Consider the following 17,711-nt stretch of genomic DNA (forward strand, 5'->3'; position numbering starts at 1 on the left):
CAACACAAAAGCTATAAAATTACTGTTACTTAATCCAAGTCAAATTTTTCAGGTATAAAGAAGCATGACTGCAACTACGCCGAAGGCAACGTCAGCAATTCCTAGTTTTTGTGAAGGAATCCAGTATTTCTCGGAGAATGTGCCGGGTTTTGAGACTTACGGGAAAACACCTGCGATCGCCCAAGGAAGCAATTCGATCGCCGATCCAGCAGATCCAGCCGCCGTCTTTCAAACGATGCTCGGAGCAGACGCCCTGCGCTACTTAACGCTGCAAATCACAGCCAGCAAGGCATCGGGACATCCGGGGGGTTTTGCCAGCCAAGCTGAGGCCTACGCTGCGTTGGTGATGTTGGGACACAAGAACATTGTCACCGAAGTCGGGCACCACGCGCCAGGATTTTATAGTGCCATGTTTCTCGATCGATCTTTAGAAGACATGGGAATTACCAAAGTACAGCAAGCGCGCGATAAATTCCGCGAAAAAGACGGTTTATTAGGACATCTTTCCGGCTTCATTCCCGGCCTTTTAGCACCAGCAGGCCCCCTCGGACAAGGACAGCATTTTGCAATGGCGGGCGCACTTTTGCACCCCGACAAACTGTTTCCTTTCACGATGGGCGACGGTGGGATGGGCGAACCCTATCCGATGAGCAGCATGGGACATTTCCACACAGCTTATCCGAAAGCTACTAACTTTTTGCCAGTGTTAGTTTGGAACGGATATTCCCAAGAACATCACAGTATGGTTTCGACTAAAACCAATGCTGAAATGATTGCTTATTGGCAAGGAAACGGTTTTAAAGAAGTCATCTTAGTTGACGCTAAGGAATTTGATGACAAAAATCAACCGGAAGCTTATGTTGACAGCACGGCTTTTTCCCTCGAACAGCGGATGGCATTTACCAAAGCTGTTTTAGAAGGAGTTGACAAAGCAGCCAAATCTGCTCTCGGCGGCAAATTAACTGTGTTTATTATCAAACAGTTAAAAGGTGCAGGCGTACACGCATTGGGTGCAAAATCTCACAACCTTTATCCGAAAGATACGCTGGATGCTCCGCACATTGTCAGCGCCTTAAAACAGCGGGCTTTGACTGCTGAGGCGTGGCAGTTGGTGCGGACAAATTGCGAACGTGCTGGTGGCGGGCCTGCTGCGAAAACCGTTGTTACTGAGTTTACATTGCCGCTAGCAGATTTGGGAGAATTGCCTTTAGAAGAATTTGCGGTTGGTGGAGAAGCGAAGATTTCGACAACTGCAATGGGACGTTTGGTGGGAACTGTCGGCGAGCGCGATCGCACTTTTCTTGTCACCAATGCAGACGGCAACGAAGCATCAGCAATTGCCAACATCAACCAAGCTCTCAAAATCATTCACCCGACGACGGATGATTTGTACAATCAATCGCCCAACGGTCAAGTTTACGAACCTTTGAGCGAAGATGCTTGCGCGGGTTTGGCAGTAGGATTGTCGCTATTTGGAGCGCGGAGTTTGTGGTGTTCCTACGAATCTTTTGCCATCAACGGTTTACCAATTTGGCAAACTGTAACGCAAGCAATGGCAGAATTGCGCCGTGCAACTCCGGCAACTGTCACCTTATTTACAGCGGGTGCATTGGAGCAAGGCCGCAACGGTTGGACGCACCAACGCCCGGAAATTGAGGCTTATTTTGCGGCGATGATGCGTAACGGAAATGTGTTTCCTTTGTTTCCACCGGATGCTAACAGCATTCAAGCTTGTTACGATTGGGCTTTGAGTGCCAGAAATAAGGGAGTTGTGATTACTGCGAGCAAGTCGCCGCTGCCAATTCGTACTACTTTTGCACAGACTCGCCAAGGTTTAGAAGATGGTGGAATTGTGTTGCACGAAACAACCGGAAATAAGAAAGTTGTGTTTGCTGTTGTGGGCGATATGACTTTAATGCCGGTGTTTGAAGCGGCGGCATCGTTGGAGAAAGAAGGCTTGGGAGTGCGGATTGTTTCTGTTGTGAATCCCCGCCGTTTGTACCGTCCCAGCGATGTTGCTTGGGATACTTGTTCGGAAGCTGACGGCGGCTTTTTGAGCGATGAGAAATTTGCCCAAATGTTTGGTGGAGATGCCTTGATTGGCGTGACAGGCGGTGCTTCTGGGATGTTGGAGCCGGTGATGCTTCGCAGCAATTGCCCGCGCGATACTTTCGCATGGAAGCGGGGGGAAACCACTGCTAGCGCTGGTGAGTTGATGGCGTTTAATGGGTTGACGGCTGATGCTTTGACTAAAAGGGCGATCGGGCTAGTTGGTTAGGTTATAATTTTCAAGTCTCCCGGTTTGTTACCGGGAGATTCTTAAGGATTGAAAAGGTATGTTGTTGCGATGCAAGCGCTGTTTAATAATCCAAGAAAGAGCGCTTAAGCGCAACTACGTACCAAGAAAGGTATGTTGTTGCGATGCAAGCGCTGTTTAATAATCCAAGAAAGAGCGCTTAAGCGCAACTACGTACGAAGAAAGGTATGTTGTTGCGCTTCAGCGCTCTTTCTTCATCCAAGAAAGAGCGCTTAAGCGCAACTACGTACCAAGAAATATGATAATTATATCCTGCGATTATTGTGGCAAAGACTGCCCGGACGACAATCGTTTAATGCCTTCCATCGCCGTAGTTTCTCCAGCTTTATCGCCGCCATCGCGGGCAATTTTCAAAGCTCGCTCGTAGGAGTTGAGAGCTTTAGGATATTGACGGAGACTTTCATAAATCGCGCCCATATTGTTAAACAAGCGTCCCATACTTGTCTTGTCACCGATAGCTTCAAACATCGGTATTGCTTGCTGAAAATAGATCAACGCTTGAGTATCTTTGCCTTGTTTGCGACAGGTAAGTGCCATGTTGTTGAGGAGGCGGGCGACGCCAGCCCTGTCTCCGATTTCCCGGCGAATTGCTAAGGCTTGATGGTAAAATTCCATCGCTCTGTTAAAGTCGCCGATGTTGTAATAGACGCCGCCCATGTTATTGAGGGTACGGCCTAAATCGCGCCGATCGCCCTCTGTGGTGCGAATCGTCCGCGCTTGCTGGTAAAATTCGATCGCCTTTGCGTAATTTACCTGCTCTGCGTACACTGCCGCGATGTTGTGAAAAGATTCTGCTATTTGAATTTGGTCGTTGGCAATTTTTGCAAGTTCCAAAGCTTCTTGGTGCAGTTTCATCGCTTCGTCAAAATTGTCCGCAAGTCGGTTGACGAAACCGATGAGATTGAGAGTGTGGGCAATGCGGGGCCCTTCGCCGATTTCTCGGTGAATGGCTAAAGCTTGTCGCAAAACTTCCAAAGCTTTGGACTGCGAACCCATTTCGGTGTAAACTTCCCCGATATTGTTGAGGGTTTCTCCGATTCCCGGTTTGTCGGCTAGTTGCTTGCGAATTGCCAAAACTTGCTCAAAAGTCTGGATTGCTTCTCGAAACAAACCCTCACGGTGCTGTTTGACTCCTGTTTCAAAGAGTTTGTCTGCTTCCGTTTTGGGATCTGTTGCTTGGGCACGCGGGGCGAAGCTATCCCGTAGGGAATCGCCCGATCGAGCTGGCCTGGCATTTATAATAGGGGCAAATGCCCGAGCGTCTGAAATTTCCAGCAAGCTGAGTGCGGGCGATACCACAATACTTATAGCTGCGAGATAGCTGAAGCGGTAAGAGTGGCAATACACCGATCGAGTCCTCCAAAAGCCCATTTATAAATAAGATAGACCTCTTTGGGGTGTTTCTGCCAAGTTTTTTTCTGTGTCGCTAGCCTCTGATACCAGTTTCAACAAAGAATGCAACTTTAAGCAAGTTGCAAACTCATGCACAAGCAGTCAATTCCACTTCTTCAATCCAAAATCGAAAATGGCTTGGCTTGGCTTATGTCTTACCATAAAGAATTGGTTGAAAGCCCGCCCGATCGGGAGAAATTAAAATCAGACTATTCATTACTCCAATACTCGGACTTAAGGGTAGAGGTAGCTCTCAAACTGTCAACTGTCAACTGTCAACTGTCAACTGTTGAACAGACTGCCATAATCAGCGGCATATAGTTGAGAGCGGAGATGACAGCAAAGTTTTTGCTCGGTGGAAGCGATATTTTTTCTGGACTGTGCAAGATGATGTCCTGTTTGTCAACTGTAATCCAAGCAATTCCTGACAAGACTTGAACTTCTCGATGATTTTGAGGCAACCTATACACCTCGTTTTTCATGAGGATTATGCGATCTGGCGCTGCACATTCGGAATATCTTTGAAGCATAGCATCTCCTTTGGAATTAATTATCCAAAATCAACAATTTCCCCGAATTTTCTGGCGGGCTGGTTTATCAAAATCTTGGCTGCCTGCAAACAATCGATCAAAATTCGCCCCACACAAGCAATAATCTACTATTGGCAATAACGCCGATCGATCCAAGCGCGTATTTCGTCATCCGTCGCGGCGCTCTTAGAGCGACCAGTCGCGCGATCGCAACCGTGCCAGCAAGTGTTACCATTGCGATCGCAGGTTTGCCAAATTCTGACCTCGTTTTCGCCAGCAGCGGCGGTGAGCAAACCTTGCCAAAGTTGATTGATAGCTGAAAAGAGCGATCGGCTTTTTGGCTTTTTGGCATATTTAGCTCGCTCGTTAATCGAAACAACGCTTGTTTTTTCGGGATACCGCACTTTTTCGTAAGTTGACATAACAAACACCTTCAAATTCTTAATTAAACAAAAATTGCACAATCAAAAATCGCAGCTAAAAGGAAGCAATAACTTGCTCGCAATTACAGCACTTTTGATAGCTCTGCAACTCCTGTACAATTAAATCTTTTAGCTAATATATCCACCCTAGCTCTGGGCAAAACAACAATCAAATCATTACTTGCATAGGTTGTATGAATAAAATCGATAGATAAATATATCAACCGCACCCGACAGTTAGTAGGACGTTATTAATTGCTGAAAACCTTGCCTTCGAGTCCTTTTTCCTGGGAGCATCTCAGTTTTTCAAGAAGCATTTTTTAAAGAGCGGACTAAAGTCCGTACTACGAACCTTTTTTGAGCGGAACACTGTAAATGCACAACTGAGATGCTTCTTTTTTCCTTCTTCCCTCTGTCAACTGTCAACTGTCAACTGTCAACTGTCAACTGTCAACTCTTCCTTCTAGGAAACGCTATGAATGACATCAACACACGGCGGATGAAACTCTCTCAGATTCAGGCTTTGATAGCAGTAGCCGACTGTGAAAACTTTAGCGAAGCGGCTTTGCAAATGGAACTGTCACAATCCGCAGTCAGCCACGCCATCGCCTCTTTAGAAACAGAATTGGGTGTGCAATTGTTCCATCGGGGGCGACACGGTGCTCAACTGACGCCGGTGGGGGAAAGAGTGGTGCTTCACGGGCGTCAAATTGTGCGATCGTTAGAAATGATGGTAAAAGAAGCGGATTTAGAAAAAGGTTTGCAGGGAGGCCAGGTGCGGATAGTGACGTTTCGCAGCGTCGCAACTCATATCCTACCGGGTATTATTGCTCAATTTCGCGATCGCTTTCCCAAGATTGCTGTCAGCATTACCGAAGTGTATTATACCCAGGCTGTGGAGGAAGCTTTGCGATCGGGCAAAGCAGACATCGGCTTTGTTTCTCTTCCCATCTCAGATGAATTTGAAAGTAGAGAAATTTTGCGGGATAAATACGTTGTGTTGTTGCCACCAACTGCTAAATTATCAAGTGGAAAAATTACTTGGGAAGAATTAGCAAATCATCCGCTGATTTTGCAGCCGCCGGAAACTGCTTGTTCTATACCGCTACGCAAATATTTAGCAACTTCGGAGTTTCCCTTAAATATCGCTTACGAACTCAGCGAAGATTCAACTATCGTCAGTATGGTGATGGGCGGTTTGGGTGCTGCAATTATGCCGCGTTTGGCGGCGGAACCGATACCTGCTGAGGTAAAAGTTTGCAGTTTACCAGCGGCTTTTGAAAGGGTAATTGGGGTGGCTGTTTTGAAGGATGCGCTGTTAATTCCAGCCGTGTTTGCGTTTTTGGATTTAGTTAAAAGTGCGACAGAGATTGAATATGATACTGATTTTCCGATTAATCCTTCATGATAAACCTAAGTTATTGGTTATTGCATAGATTTGGATTTTTTGACCGCAGATCTCAGCGAATGAACAAGGATGAACGCGGATGGGATTTTATCTGCGTTTATCTGCGTTCCTCTGCGGTTAAAAAAAATCTAGCTCCATAATTACGAACAACCAATAATATCAATCAACCGTCAGTGTTCTCTCTCACCCAGTTGCGTAAATTCACCTCCGCTTCTACCTCATCTACCTGTGCTGCTGCCAAAAATTCGTAGAGCTTGGACTTGGGGAGAATCGGAAAAGTGGGGCTGACAGATACTTCCAAATACTCATCATTCTCCAGCTTATAAATTCGCCATTCTCTACCATCGTACCGCCAAAACTCCGGTACTCCCATACTGGCATAGAGAGCAGGCTTGTTAATGTCAGTATGGGTGATATCTATTTCTACGACTAAATCGGGTGGCGGATCTGTTGCTAAATCTACTGTACGACCGGCTACGAGGGGCTGATTTTGGATGTAATAGGCATTATCGGGTTCTGCACCGCGCTCTAGATCCGATCGATCGAGGGTTGTCGAACCCATTGTTTTTATCTTTAAACCTAGTTCTCTCACCAAAATCCGAATCAAAAACTCGATTAAGCGTGCTGAAAATTCGTGTTCTTCTAAAGGCATGGTAATTTCTAAAGTCCCTCGATCGAATGTCAATGTAGCCGCTCGTTTATCGCCCAAAATCTGGAGCAGTTGTTGATAACCCTCCCAAGTAATATCTCTAAACACCACTCGCTGTTCGCCTCGGAGTAACGGTGGTGCGATCGGCGCAACAGAAATCATATTTTTTACTTCCAGCTATGATATTTCTAGGATAACAGAAGGAACAGGCTTTCCGGCCTGTTCCACAATTAATAAAATTATTGATTGTGGAACGGGCCGGAAAGCCTGTTCTTAAAAATAGTCAACAAATTTTATTTACTCTTATACCAATTTTTTATGAGGCTGCTCCCGAATCCGATCCCCCCTAACCCCCCTTAATAAGGGGGGGACAAGATTCCGCTCAAAGTCCCCCTTCTTAAGGGGGATTTAGGGGGATCGAGATATGTGCAACTTCACATTAAATTGGTATTATCTGTTCTCTGCCGCAAAATGAATTCAGCTAACGCCAAATCAACGGGAGTTGTAACTTTTAAATTTGTCTCTTCCCCCTCCACAATTTGCACTGGTAAACCGCATTTTTCAAACAAAGCTGCATCGTCTGTAACTTCCCAACCTTTCTCCCGCCCTTGTTGGTGACACTGCTTTAACAATTTCACTTCAAATCCTTGGGGAGTCTGGGCTGCCCATAAATTGCTTCTGTCCGGTGTGTCTCGCACGATTCTAGACTCATCCACCACCTTAATCGTATCCTTGACCGGGACGGCGACAATCAAGCCCGGACAGCTTAAGAGAGCTGCTGAAGATCGATCGAACAATTCAGGAGTTGCTAAACACCTGGCGCCGTCGTGAATCAACACGCGATCGGCATTTGGCGGCAAGGCCTGCAAACCGTTGTAAACTGACTCTTGCCTGGTAGCCCCTCCTTGAATCAGTTCCACGGGCTTGAGCAAAGCTAAATCGCCCAGAATTGCCTTAAAATCAGGAAAATCTTCAGGCTGGCCCATAATGCCGATCCAGCTAATCTGCTGCGAAGCTTCAGCGGCGGCCAAAGTCCAACTCAGCAAAGGTTTTTCCAGCAAAGTCAGCAGCAGTTTGTTCCGCTGACTACCCATCCGTCGTCCCGAACCCGCCGCAGGAATTAATAAGTGCATTAACTAACCCTTCTTCACCCAACTAGGTATATATTAAAAGCGTCCTGTAATTTTCAGTCAGTTGTTTTGCTGTCAGCCAGTAGCTTTTAACGTCTTAAAATACTATAAGCTGATAGCTGAAAGCCGATCGCTGAGAGCTACCTCGATAGATAATAGCCCGATCGTTTATGATGCGAATACTAGCACTTGTCCCAGGCGGGATTGGCGACCAAATTTTATTTTTCCCTACCCTTGATGACCTCAAGCAGTCTTATCCAGAGGCTCAGATTGATGTCATCGTGGAACCGAGGGCGAAGGGCGCTTACCGAGTCTGCAAGTCTGTCAAAGAAGTCTTGACGTACAATTTCAAAGATCGCAATGCGATGGCTGATTTGGGAAATTTACTGGGCGTAATTCGCGATCGCGAATACGAAGCAGTTGTTTCTCTCGGCCAGCGGTGGACTGTAGGACTTCTGCTGTGGCTGACAGGCATTCCCCAGAGAGTTGGGTATTCTGGAACCAACGGCGCTCGATTTCTTACCGATTCGGTACCTCTGAAAACAGACCAGTACGCGGCTTCAATGTACCACGATTTGCTCCAAGGATTCAACATTAACAATCCAAGTCCTGCGATCGCAATTAGTGTACCAAAACAGGATATTCAGTGGGCGGAAGCCGAACAGCAGCGGTTGGGAATCAAAGAAAGCGGTTACATTCTAATTCACGGCGGTTCGAGTCAGCTAGCTTTGTCTAAAGGTATTGACAAAATTTACCCAATAGACAACTGGCAGCAAATCATCAAAGACTGCCAGCAGCGGCAGCCAAATTTACCCGTTGTGGTGGTGAAAGGGCCCGAAGATGAAGCCTTCGTGAAAAAGTTAGTCGAACTCTGTCCGAGTGTAAAAGTTATCTCGCCGGATGATGTCGGCAAGTTGGCGGCCACCATTGCTGCTGCTAATTTGATGATGTGTACTGACAGTGCGCCGATGCACTTAGCTGTGGCGGTTCAAACTTATACAATAGCTTTGTTCGGCCCGACTGAACCTGCAAAATTGCTTCCAAAGAGCGATCGCTTTTTGGGAATTAAATCTCCTACTGGTAAAATGGCTGACATTTCTCCTCAAGAGGTTTTGAAGAAAGTTTGGGGAGGCTAATTTAAGAGGGCGGGTTTTGTACGGGAATTATCTGTTGTCTGGAAGTTGGCTTGCTTAACCCGCCCCTTGTATAGTCTTTATCAAAAAGATGAGGCAGAAGTTTAGATTTTAGATTGAGGGATTGAGGGATTGAGGGATTGAGGGATTGAGGGATTGATTGGTCAATACTTCATCTTTAGCTCGCTCCACTATACAGCGGTTCTCAAAAAAGTGAGGTATGCCTTATGCCCTATGCCCTATGCCCTATGCCCTATGCCCTATGCCCTATGCCCTATGCCCTATGCCCTATCGTCCGCGAATCTTTCGCTCGCTCCACTATATACTGAAAAACTGCGATTATTCTCCACCGCGAAGAAGCTTTATTGAGTGCATCTCAATGCAAGCAAATATATCTGTAGGGGCGAAGCATGACCGCAATCAATATGGGATTATAACTAATAACTTATATCCGGTCATGCTTCGCCCTCTTCAAAAACCAGATGCACCCACTTTATTGATGGCTGAAGATACTTTCAAAAAGTCGAAACAGCCGGAAACAAAGAAATTAGATCAATAAATTTTGAATTCGGAACAAGCAGAAATTGAGCAAATGAAAGACTGGTACCAAGCTTAGTACAAGGAGTAATTTAGCTCCACTAAGCAATATGTGACAGAAAGCCAAAAAACAAGTGATAGGAATCACAGGGTGTCAATTGTTCAGGAAATAATTGCTTCACAAAAGCCTGAAATCTAGCTAATAAAAAAGTGGTAACAACCTTCGTATAACATTAATATAGCTCGAACAGGGCTGTCAGAAGTTGTCTGAATTCACATCATTTCATTTTTTACGTAAAAATACTGTAGACAATTCAGCAGCGCTACCTCTAAAGTATGAGAATCACTACAAAGCTATATACAGGGGTAGTCAATGATCTTGAACAGCTTGGAATCAAACACAACTCATAAATCAAAGGCAGCCGGGGACGAGTTCATGAGCATTTTAACAAAGAAACTTGAAGCGAAAGAACTTGAGAAACGAGCAAAAAATCTACAGCGCAATTCCTTGGGATTAGGTAAAACTTATCTTCGGATTTTAGAATCTGGAGGGTATCTGGGCTGCTGAGCCGAAATTTCATCCTAATTTCATTTGGCAGTGAAAGACTAGGTTGAGGAGATAAATTTTAGCTCTTGGTCATTGCTTAGCAGTCGTTTCTTGAAAAATGCTAATAAGTAGCTCCGGTTAATTCGGTTGACTTACTTCTTTTGGCAAAATACCAACCGCTAAGCCTGTGGCACTCAACCTCATTTCCTGGAAAATGCCAACGATGATATTTCACAAATATTCTCAATCTCCGGCAATTATTAGCAGCTTTTCAATAACTTTGTTAAGCCTAATTTTGCTAAATTCTCCTACCGCAGTTTTCGCCCACGCGGGACACGGAAATGAATTTCACCAAAGCGGCGAAACAACTCAAACTCCTGCTGCTATTTCTGTAGATGCCGTAACAGCAAAACGGTTGGGAATTAAAGTCTCTCCGGCTACCCGACAGCGACTAGATATCGGCATCAAAACCACAGGACAAATTGAAACTTTACCAAACCAAAAGGTAGAAGTGACGGCTTCGGTGGCTGGCAAAGTGGTAGAGTTGTTAGTTAAGCCTGGAGATAAAGTATCAAAAGGTCAACCGGTTGCGGTTTTGTCGAGTTCAGAATTAGGACAGTTGCGCGTTGAATCTCTCTCGAAACAAGCGGAAGCTGAGGCAGATTTGCAGCAAGCACAAGGCGATTTGAAACTAGCACGAGAAAATTACGATCGCCAAATTCAAATCTCTGAAGCAGAAATAATACAAGCCCAAACTCAACTGACAGCGGTAACTAAGCAGTACCAACGAGAGCAAGAATTAGTAAACAAGCGTTCAGTTGTCAAAGTTGCTAAGGAAAATTATCAACGTCAGATTGAAATAGCGCAAGCAGAGATAGCGCGGGCGGAAACTGAACTGAATGTGGCTAAGGAACAGTTCGATCGCGATCGCGAGTTAGTTGCGTCAGGGGCGATCGCGCGGCGTACAATGCTAGAGTCGCAATCTCACTTCGCCGAAGCTAAAGCCAATGTTGCCAAGGCAAAAAGCCGTCCCGAAGTTATTAAAGCCGAAACCGAAATTAAACAAGCCGAAGTAGATCTGCCGGTGCGGGAATTGCGCGATTCCCAAAGCAAGGTAGCCGAGGCAAAAGCTCAACTCACCAAGGCTCAGAGCCGCCGGGAAGTGCTGGAAGCCGAGAATCAGGTCAAACGCGCCAAAACTGCCGTCGCAGTCGCTCAGTCGCGCATTCGCTTAGCCGACGCAGCCTATCAAGCGCGGCTGCAACAATTAGGCACTGTTGCGAACGATCGAGGACTTGTCACCGTAATTGCTCCGATTTCTGGTACGATTGCCGATCGCGCCATCACCCCAGGAGAGTCTGTAAGCGCTGAAAAACCGTTGATGAGCGTCTTAAATGACAGCCGGGTTTTTGCCACCGCCAACATCTACGAAAAAGACTTGAATCAGGTAAAACAGGGCCAGGAAGTCAGGGTGAAAGTTGCTAATTTGGGCGATCGTATTTTCAAGGGAAAAATCACCTTAATTGGCTCATCCGTGCAAGGAGAAACGCGAGTTATCCCAGTGAAAGCAGAATTAGATAATAGTAACGGCGAGTTAAAGCCGGGATTGTTTGCTGAGTTGGAAATTTTAACTAACAAAAATGTTACTAATGTTTTAGCAATTCCGAGTACAGCGGTAGTAGATGTTAGCGGTAAAAAAACCGTTTACGTCCAAAATGGCGATGCTTATCAAGCGGTTGACATTGAAGTCGGTCAAACTGCTGGGGATTTAGTAGAAATTAAGAGCGGTTTATTCGATGGAGATTTGATTGTAACCCAGCGGGCGCCTCAACTTTACGCCCAATCTCTGCGAGGCAGTAGCAAGCCGTCAACCAGTGAGGAAAAGAAAGAGGTAAGTCCTAAGGTAACAGAGGTTAACTTTAATAATTTGCCTGTGTCTTTATTGTGGGCGGGAGTTGGGGGAGGAATTGCGATCGCATCCTTGACTTTCACAGCCGGGGTATTTTTGGGAAAACGGCGCAAATTTCCAGCACTAGCAGCATCTCAAAGTCATGCCAAAAATGGTTTTTCTACCTCCGCAGTGGCAATCAATGCGAGTAAAGTAGATGAATTGCCGCATGATGACAACCACCGTGTTAAAAGCCAGGAGGCAGAAACCCAGAGTTTAAAGTAAAATTTTTGTTTACAAGTAATCACCTTGTCTGAGAGTTGATTCATTTATCTGCATCTAGAAATCTGTGCGATTCTTCTCGATCACAAATATACATCATAGGTTTTTTACGCCCTTTGAACTGAGCGCGCATGATTACTCGTTTTGAGCGCTTTGGCGGGACTGGATTGTAGTCTGTTTCGCCAAAGTTTTTTAGAGTTTGTGAGTATTTGTTGGGTGCTTTCATAATAACTATGATGAACATTCGATTGGTTATTTAAAGGATTTGTAAGGTGCGTCGCTACGAGATTGTCGTTTTTTTTGAGGATTGTAGATGGCGACGCACCCTACAGCTACTGACAGCTTACATAACCCTTAAACCAAGAGGGCTGAAGCCCAACAACGTCCGCGAATCTTTCTGAGAACCGCTATAACTTATAAATCAGACTTAAAAGAGAAACGATTTCATCCTAATTTCATTCTTGGGTGTCAATCTAGATTGAATGGCTATTTAACTGTCAACTGTCAACTGTCAACTGTCAACTGTTTAAATGTTCAGCACTATTCTGAGATGGGTAATTAATCGCCGCTGGCTAGTCGTTCTCGCCACCATTATTATTAGTCTTTGGACATTATATATCATCCCCAAAATGTCCCTTGATGTCTTCCCACCTTTTGCGCCGCCGCAAGTCGAAATTCAGACAGAAGCACCGGGCCTCGCACCGGAAGAAATCGAGTCTTTAGTAACACTCCCGATCGAAAGTGCGATTAACGGAACTCCGGGAGTAACAGCAGTACGTTCATCTTCTGCTGTCGGCCTTTCTGCGATTAAGGTAATCTTTGATTGGGGAACTGAAATCTATCAAGCCCGCCAATTAATAACCGAAAGGTTGCAGCAAGCTCAAAGCAAACTCCCGGCTGGGGTAGAAACACCACAAATTTCTCCGACAACTTCTCCGGTTGGTTTGGTAATTACCTATGCTTTTACATCAGAAACTACTCCGCTGATGGAAGTGCGCCGTCTGGTAGATTGGCAAGTCACAAATCGTCTTTTGGCAGTGACTGGCGTTGCTCAAGTTGTGGCTTACGGTGGCGAACAAAGACAGTATCAAGTATTAGTCGAACCTGCTAAGTTAAAAGCTTTTAATGTGTCCTTGCAGCAAGTTGCAGAAGCGGCGAAAGCTGCCAATGTTAACGCACCGGGAGGCTATTTAATTACACCGGATAAAGAAACGTTAATTCGAGGCGTGGGGCGGATTGAATCGGTGGCAGATTTGCAGCAATCTGCGATCGCCTCTCGTCAAGGAACACCCGTCAGAATTGGTGATGTCGCTGATGTCAAGATTGGTGCTGCAATCAAGCGGGGAAACGGCAGTTTTAACGGCAAAAAAGCTGTGATTGTGATGGTAAACAGACAGCCCGTTGCCGATACTCCGACGGTAACGAAGGCGGTTGAGGCGGCAATGGCTGAGGTACAGCAAGCTTTACCTAAGGATATTAAGGTGACAGTGACTTTCCGGCAGGAAGAGTATATCAACTCTTCGGTGGAAAATGTGCGATCGGCTTTAGTGGAAGGCAGTATCATTGTCACCATCATTCTCATCCCGTTTTTGATGAATTGGCGCACTCTGACGGTGGTTTTGCTCGATTTCTTCCTAACTTGGCTGTTCGGGCTGCTAGCGATGTATTGGCTGGGTTTGGGATTGAATACGATGACTTTGGGTGGTTTGTCGGTGGCGATCGGCACTGCGATCGACGATGCGATTGTTTATGCTGAAAATACCTACCGCAATTTACGAGAAAATACGGCTTCTGGGCATCCGCGCCCGGTGATGGATGTGATTTTTGATGGCTCTCAAGAGGTGCGCGATTCGTTAATTGGAGCAACGGTAATTGGGATTGTGGTGTTTTCGCCGATTTTTACTTTGCCGGGTGTAGAAGGGCGAATTTTTACGCCGATGGGGATTACTTATTTGGTGGTTGTGGTGATTTCTAGTTTAGAATCGCTGTTCGTTTCTCCGGCGCTTTGTGCTATTTTATTGCCGAACAAACGCATGAGTGCCAAGGAACCTTGGTTGCCGAGATTTTGCAAGCGCATCTATCACTTTTTTATCCAATTATCAATGCGGTATTCGGCGATAATTTTAGTTTTAGCTGCTGCTAGCATGGTGGCTGCATTAGTTATTTTGCCTTCCTTTGGACGGGTGTTTTTGCCGGAGTTTCAGGAGCAAACTTTGGTGAATACGATTCTGCTTTATCCGGGGGTGTCTTTGGAGACGACGGATAGCGCGGCTTTTGCGATGGAAGATGCACTTAAGGACGATCGCAGATTTGAATACGTGCAAGTGCGATCGGGTAGAGCTCCGGGCGATGCTGATGCTGCGGGTGTCAATTTAGCTCACATCGATATTGGTTTGAGCGAGGAAGGAATGAAAAATCGGTCGAAAACTTTGGAGTATTTGCGGCAGGAATTTGCGAAATTGCCGGGAGTTGCACCAAATATCGGCGGTTTTATTTCTCACCGGATGGATGAGGTTTTGTCCGGTGTCAGAAGTCAAATTGCTGTGAAAATCTTTGGCCCGGATTTGAATCAACTTCGCACTATCGGTGCTCAAGTTGAAGCGCAAATGAAAACTGTGAAGGGAATTGTGGATTTGCAACTGGAACCGCAGGTGCCGGTGCAGCAGATTCAAATTAAGTTTAACCGCCAAGCTGCGGGGAGATACGGTTTGAAAATTGGAGAACTTTCAGAAATCATCGAAATAGCTTTAAATGGCAAAGTTGTATCCCAAGTTTTGGAAGCACAGCAAACTTTTGATTTAGTTGTCTGGTTGCAGCCTGAAGCCAGAAATAACTTAGAAACTATTCAGAATTTGTTGGTTGATACCCCCCCTCTTTTCCCCCCTTATAAAGGGGGCGATGAAAGGGGGGGTAAAATCCCCCTCGCGCAAGTTGCGACTGTGACATACGGTACGGGCCCAAATACGATTAACCGCGAGAATGTTTCTCGGCTGATTGTGGCGGCGGCGAATGCGAAAGGTAGGGATTTGCGATCGGTTGTGAATGAAATTCAAGCTAAAGTCAAACGGGAGGTGCAGTTACCGTTTGGTTATTTTATCCAGTACGGCGGTCAATTTGAGGCGGAACAAAGGGCTTCGCAGAATATTATGGTGTTTAGCGCGATCGCCTTTTTGGTCATTACCGTCTTGATGTACTTGTCCGTTAAGTCGATCGCTTCAACTGCGATGATTATGATCAATTTGCCGATCGGCTTAGTTGGAGGAGTAATTGCTGTAGCTTTGACTGGCGGTATAATTTCCGTCGCTTCCCTGGTTGGGTTTGTCACATTATTCGGCGTAGCTACCCGCAACGGCTTGCTGTTAGTAGACAACTATAACTCTAAATTTGCTGAAGGAATGCCCTTTCAAGAAGCCGTTGTTAAAGGCTCGATGGAACGCCTCAACGCCATTTTGATGACTGCTTTAACTTCAGCTTTGGGTTTAGCACCGTTAGTCTTAGAAGGCGGGCCAGGAAAAGAAATTTTGCAACCTTTGTCGATCGTAGTTTTAGGAGGATTGTTTACTTCTACGGCGTTAACTCTGTTAGTTTTGCCAGCCTTGTACGCTCAATTCGGGAAGTTTTTACGGCCTCAAGAACCTGAGCCTGTTGCTGAAGATGAAAAAACTGGTTTAAGTGCTTTCTAGCAACGATTCGGGCTATTGCTGAATAATTTTTGATGATTTTCCTTGACCAAGAATTTCTTCATGGTACAAGCCCCCGGATTTATCCGTGGAGTCGCCTCTAAAATCTAAAATCTAAAATCTAAAATCTAAAATCTAAAATCGATTGACGCCCTGTTTTAAAATGCCATAATTTACGAATAATTGTCCGCAAAAATTCAAGCACATGAAAACGATCAAATCAAGTTTAATTATTCTCAGCAGTATCGGACTGCTGTTTTTGGGAGCTTGCGGTAAAGGCGACGAAGCAAGTGATACAAAAATCACTCCAACACCCCCTCCTGCTGCTTCAAAACCTGCGTCTTCTGCTCCCGCCGCTGATCCTGCTGCTGCAAAAGGAGCTAAAGGCGGTCAAGTTGTCAATGCTGGAGCTTACCATTTAGAGTTTGTACCTGTCAAAGAAGCTACTGGAACTCACTTAGATTTGTACCTGCAAAAAGGCGATAAAAAGGAACCGGTTCCTGACGCAAAAGTGTCAGCACAAGTGCAGTTGCCGAGTGGAAAGCAACAAACCCTAGCTCTCAAATACGATCCTGAAGGCAAACATTACGCTGTTGTATTTCCCGGCAAAGATCCAGGTCAGTATCCTGTGAAGGTGAATGCGGATATTAAGGGAGAAAAAGTGGACGGTCGTTTTACATTCACTCAATAGTTTGAGTTGAATTTAGTTGTAAAAACCCGGTCGGATCGACCGGGGTTTTGTTAATTTAGAGTTGAAGAATTAATTATATCCTAACGCAATTGGTACTTTTCAAAAGGTACGTAGTTGCGCTTTAGCGCTAAAGCGCAACTACGTACCTAGCGCGACATAAGGTTACTTTTTATGAGAATTTTGCTAGTTGAAGATGAGCCAGATTTAGGAAAGGCGATCGATCGCACTTTGAAGCAAGAAAAATACATAGTTGACTGGGCCCAGGATGGGAATGAAGCTTGGGAATATCTAGATAGTCAGTGGACGGAATACACCCTAGCCATCTTTGACTGGTTGCTTCCGGGATTGTCGGGAATAGAATTGCTGCGAAGATTGCGCGCCAAACATAGTTTTTTGCCAGTTTTGATGCTGACAGCCAAAGACAGGATGGAAGATAAAGTGGCGGGATTGGATGCGGGGGCTGACGATTATTTAGTCAAGCCCTTCGGGATGGCGGAACTGTTAGCAAGGTTGCGGGCGCTGCAAAGGCGATCGCCCCAAATACAGCCCCAACAGATACAAATCGGAAATCTCGCCTTAGATTGCGGGAATCGCACAGCTTTTTATCTCAATCAAAACGGCACCAACCAAACAATTTCGCTGACTAACAAAGAATTTCAATTGTTAGAATATTTGATGAAACATCCGAACCAAATTGTCACGACTGACCAAATTCGGAATCAGATATGGGAAGCCAGCGCAGATACTTTTAGCAATGTAGTAGCCGCTCAAGTGCGCTTGCTGCGGCGCAAACTCGAATCCGTTGGCTGTGCGAACTTAATTGAAACTGTCCACGGCGTCGGATATCGGATGAAAAGTTGAATTCTGCCTTCAAAATTACTTTTAGACTCGGCGGTTGAAACCGCGTCTACACAAACAATGTCCGCCTCCGCGGACTAAGAAAAGTTGAAATCGCATTTACACAAACAAAGTCCGCCTTTGCGGACTCAGAAAAGACTATTTATTTTCCTCCCTTCTACTAATTCTCTCTTTTCTCCTTCTCTGCGTCCTCTGCGTTCTCTGCGGTAAATAAAAAAATATCATCCCAATCAATTACCAATTACCA

General features: G+C 45.5%; 13 protein-coding genes. 8 read left to right on the forward strand and 5 right to left on the reverse strand.

Going from position 1 to position 17,711, the window contains the following annotated elements:
• Positions 1–64 precede the first annotated feature (64 nt).
• Positions 65–2,278, forward strand: coding sequence for a phosphoketolase (locus JGK22_RS09305; protein WP_293312727.1), 2,214 nt, complete (start codon positions 65–67; stop codon positions 2,276–2,278).
• 297 nt (positions 2,279–2,575) lie between these two features.
• On the opposite strand, the gene JGK22_RS09310 is transcribed toward JGK22_RS09305, so the two are convergent.
• The 3 genes from JGK22_RS09310 to JGK22_RS09320 all read right to left on the reverse strand — a co-directional run bounded on the left by JGK22_RS09310 (position 2,576) and on the right by JGK22_RS09320 (position 4,661).
• Complete coding sequence (locus JGK22_RS09310) at positions 2,576–3,664, reverse strand: tetratricopeptide repeat protein (protein ID WP_293181068.1); 1,089 nt, start codon at positions 3,662–3,664, stop codon at positions 2,576–2,578.
• A gap of 320 nt (positions 3,665–3,984) precedes the next feature.
• Complete coding sequence (locus tag JGK22_RS09315) at positions 3,985–4,239, reverse strand: hypothetical protein (protein WP_293181071.1); 255 nt, start codon at positions 4,237–4,239, stop codon at positions 3,985–3,987.
• A gap of 128 nt (positions 4,240–4,367) precedes the next feature.
• On the reverse strand, positions 4,368–4,661 hold the full coding sequence (locus JGK22_RS09320; protein ID WP_293191035.1) for a hypothetical protein: 294 nt from the start codon (positions 4,659–4,661) through the stop codon (positions 4,368–4,370).
• A gap of 475 nt (positions 4,662–5,136) precedes the next feature.
• Between JGK22_RS09320 and JGK22_RS09325 the strand changes: the two genes are divergently transcribed.
• Positions 5,137–6,069 (forward strand): LysR family transcriptional regulator, encoded by a 933-nt coding sequence (locus tag JGK22_RS09325; protein WP_293312729.1) that lies wholly within the window; start codon positions 5,137–5,139, stop codon positions 6,067–6,069.
• Positions 6,070–6,232: 163 nt separating this feature from the next.
• Here the strand turns inward: JGK22_RS09325 and JGK22_RS09330 are convergent, their stop codons facing one another.
• Both JGK22_RS09330 and ispD read right to left on the reverse strand, forming a co-directional pair.
• On the reverse strand, positions 6,233–6,880 hold the full coding sequence (locus tag JGK22_RS09330; protein ID WP_293312731.1) for a Uma2 family endonuclease: 648 nt from the start codon (positions 6,878–6,880) through the stop codon (positions 6,233–6,235).
• A 272-nt stretch (positions 6,881–7,152) separates the two neighbouring features.
• The gene (gene ispD, locus JGK22_RS09335) at positions 7,153–7,851 is read right to left on the reverse strand and encodes a 2-C-methyl-D-erythritol 4-phosphate cytidylyltransferase (protein WP_293232781.1); all 699 of its coding nucleotides are present in this window, start codon (positions 7,849–7,851) and stop codon (positions 7,153–7,155) included.
• A gap of 170 nt (positions 7,852–8,021) precedes the next feature.
• Here ispD and JGK22_RS09340 point away from each other — a divergent pair, with 170 nt between their 5' ends.
• The 6 genes from JGK22_RS09340 (at position 8,022) to rppA (ending at position 17,467) form a co-directional block, all read left to right on the forward strand.
• On the forward strand, positions 8,022–8,984 hold the full coding sequence (locus tag JGK22_RS09340) for a glycosyltransferase family 9 protein (protein ID WP_293181175.1): 963 nt from the start codon (positions 8,022–8,024) through the stop codon (positions 8,982–8,984).
• Positions 8,985–9,360: 376 nt separating this feature from the next.
• Positions 9,361–9,540, forward strand: coding sequence for a hypothetical protein (locus tag JGK22_RS09345; protein ID WP_293181086.1), 180 nt, complete (start codon positions 9,361–9,363; stop codon positions 9,538–9,540).
• 748 nt (positions 9,541–10,288) lie between these two features.
• Positions 10,289–12,238 (forward strand): efflux RND transporter periplasmic adaptor subunit, encoded by a 1,950-nt coding sequence (locus JGK22_RS09350; RefSeq protein ID WP_293312733.1) that lies wholly within the window; start codon positions 10,289–10,291, stop codon positions 12,236–12,238.
• 527 nt (positions 12,239–12,765) lie between these two features.
• Complete coding sequence (locus JGK22_RS09355; protein WP_293312735.1) at positions 12,766–15,918, forward strand: efflux RND transporter permease subunit; 3,153 nt, start codon at positions 12,766–12,768, stop codon at positions 15,916–15,918.
• 202 nt (positions 15,919–16,120) lie between these two features.
• The gene (locus tag JGK22_RS09360) at positions 16,121–16,606 is read left to right on the forward strand and encodes a hypothetical protein (RefSeq protein ID WP_293217782.1); all 486 of its coding nucleotides are present in this window, start codon (positions 16,121–16,123) and stop codon (positions 16,604–16,606) included.
• Positions 16,607–16,777: 171 nt separating this feature from the next.
• Positions 16,778–17,467, forward strand: coding sequence for a two-component system response regulator RppA (rppA, locus tag JGK22_RS09365; protein ID WP_293181098.1), 690 nt, complete (start codon positions 16,778–16,780; stop codon positions 17,465–17,467).
• Positions 17,468–17,711: the final 244 nt, after the last annotated feature.

This window comes from Microcoleus sp. PH2017_08_TRC_O_A (assembly GCF_020738665.1).
In the GTDB taxonomy this organism is placed as follows: domain Bacteria; phylum Cyanobacteriota; class Cyanobacteriia; order Cyanobacteriales; family Microcoleaceae; genus Microcoleus.

Coding starts and splice junctions, on each gene's coding strand:
- ispD (WP_293232781.1), bottom strand. CDS start 7,851: ATGCACTTATTAATTCCTGCGGCGGGTTCGGGACGACGGATGGGTAGT.
- JGK22_RS09305 (WP_293312727.1), top strand. CDS start 65: ATGACTGCAACTACGCCGAAGGCAACGTCAGCAATTCCTAGTTTTTGT.
- JGK22_RS09325 (WP_293312729.1), top strand. CDS start 5,137: ATGAATGACATCAACACACGGCGGATGAAACTCTCTCAGATTCAGGCT.
- JGK22_RS09330 (WP_293312731.1), bottom strand. CDS start 6,880: ATGATTTCTGTTGCGCCGATCGCACCACCGTTACTCCGAGGCGAACAG.
- JGK22_RS09315 (WP_293181071.1), bottom strand. CDS start 4,239: ATGCTTCAAAGATATTCCGAATGTGCAGCGCCAGATCGCATAATCCTC.
- rppA (WP_293181098.1), top strand. CDS start 16,778: ATGAGAATTTTGCTAGTTGAAGATGAGCCAGATTTAGGAAAGGCGATC.
- JGK22_RS09350 (WP_293312733.1), top strand. CDS start 10,289: ATGATATTTCACAAATATTCTCAATCTCCGGCAATTATTAGCAGCTTT.
- JGK22_RS09320 (WP_293191035.1), bottom strand. CDS start 4,661: ATGTCAACTTACGAAAAAGTGCGGTATCCCGAAAAAACAAGCGTTGTT.
- JGK22_RS09345 (WP_293181086.1), top strand. CDS start 9,361: ATGCAAGCAAATATATCTGTAGGGGCGAAGCATGACCGCAATCAATAT.
- JGK22_RS09340 (WP_293181175.1), top strand. CDS start 8,022: ATGCGAATACTAGCACTTGTCCCAGGCGGGATTGGCGACCAAATTTTA.
- JGK22_RS09360 (WP_293217782.1), top strand. CDS start 16,121: ATGAAAACGATCAAATCAAGTTTAATTATTCTCAGCAGTATCGGACTG.
- JGK22_RS09355 (WP_293312735.1), top strand. CDS start 12,766: ATGTTCAGCACTATTCTGAGATGGGTAATTAATCGCCGCTGGCTAGTC.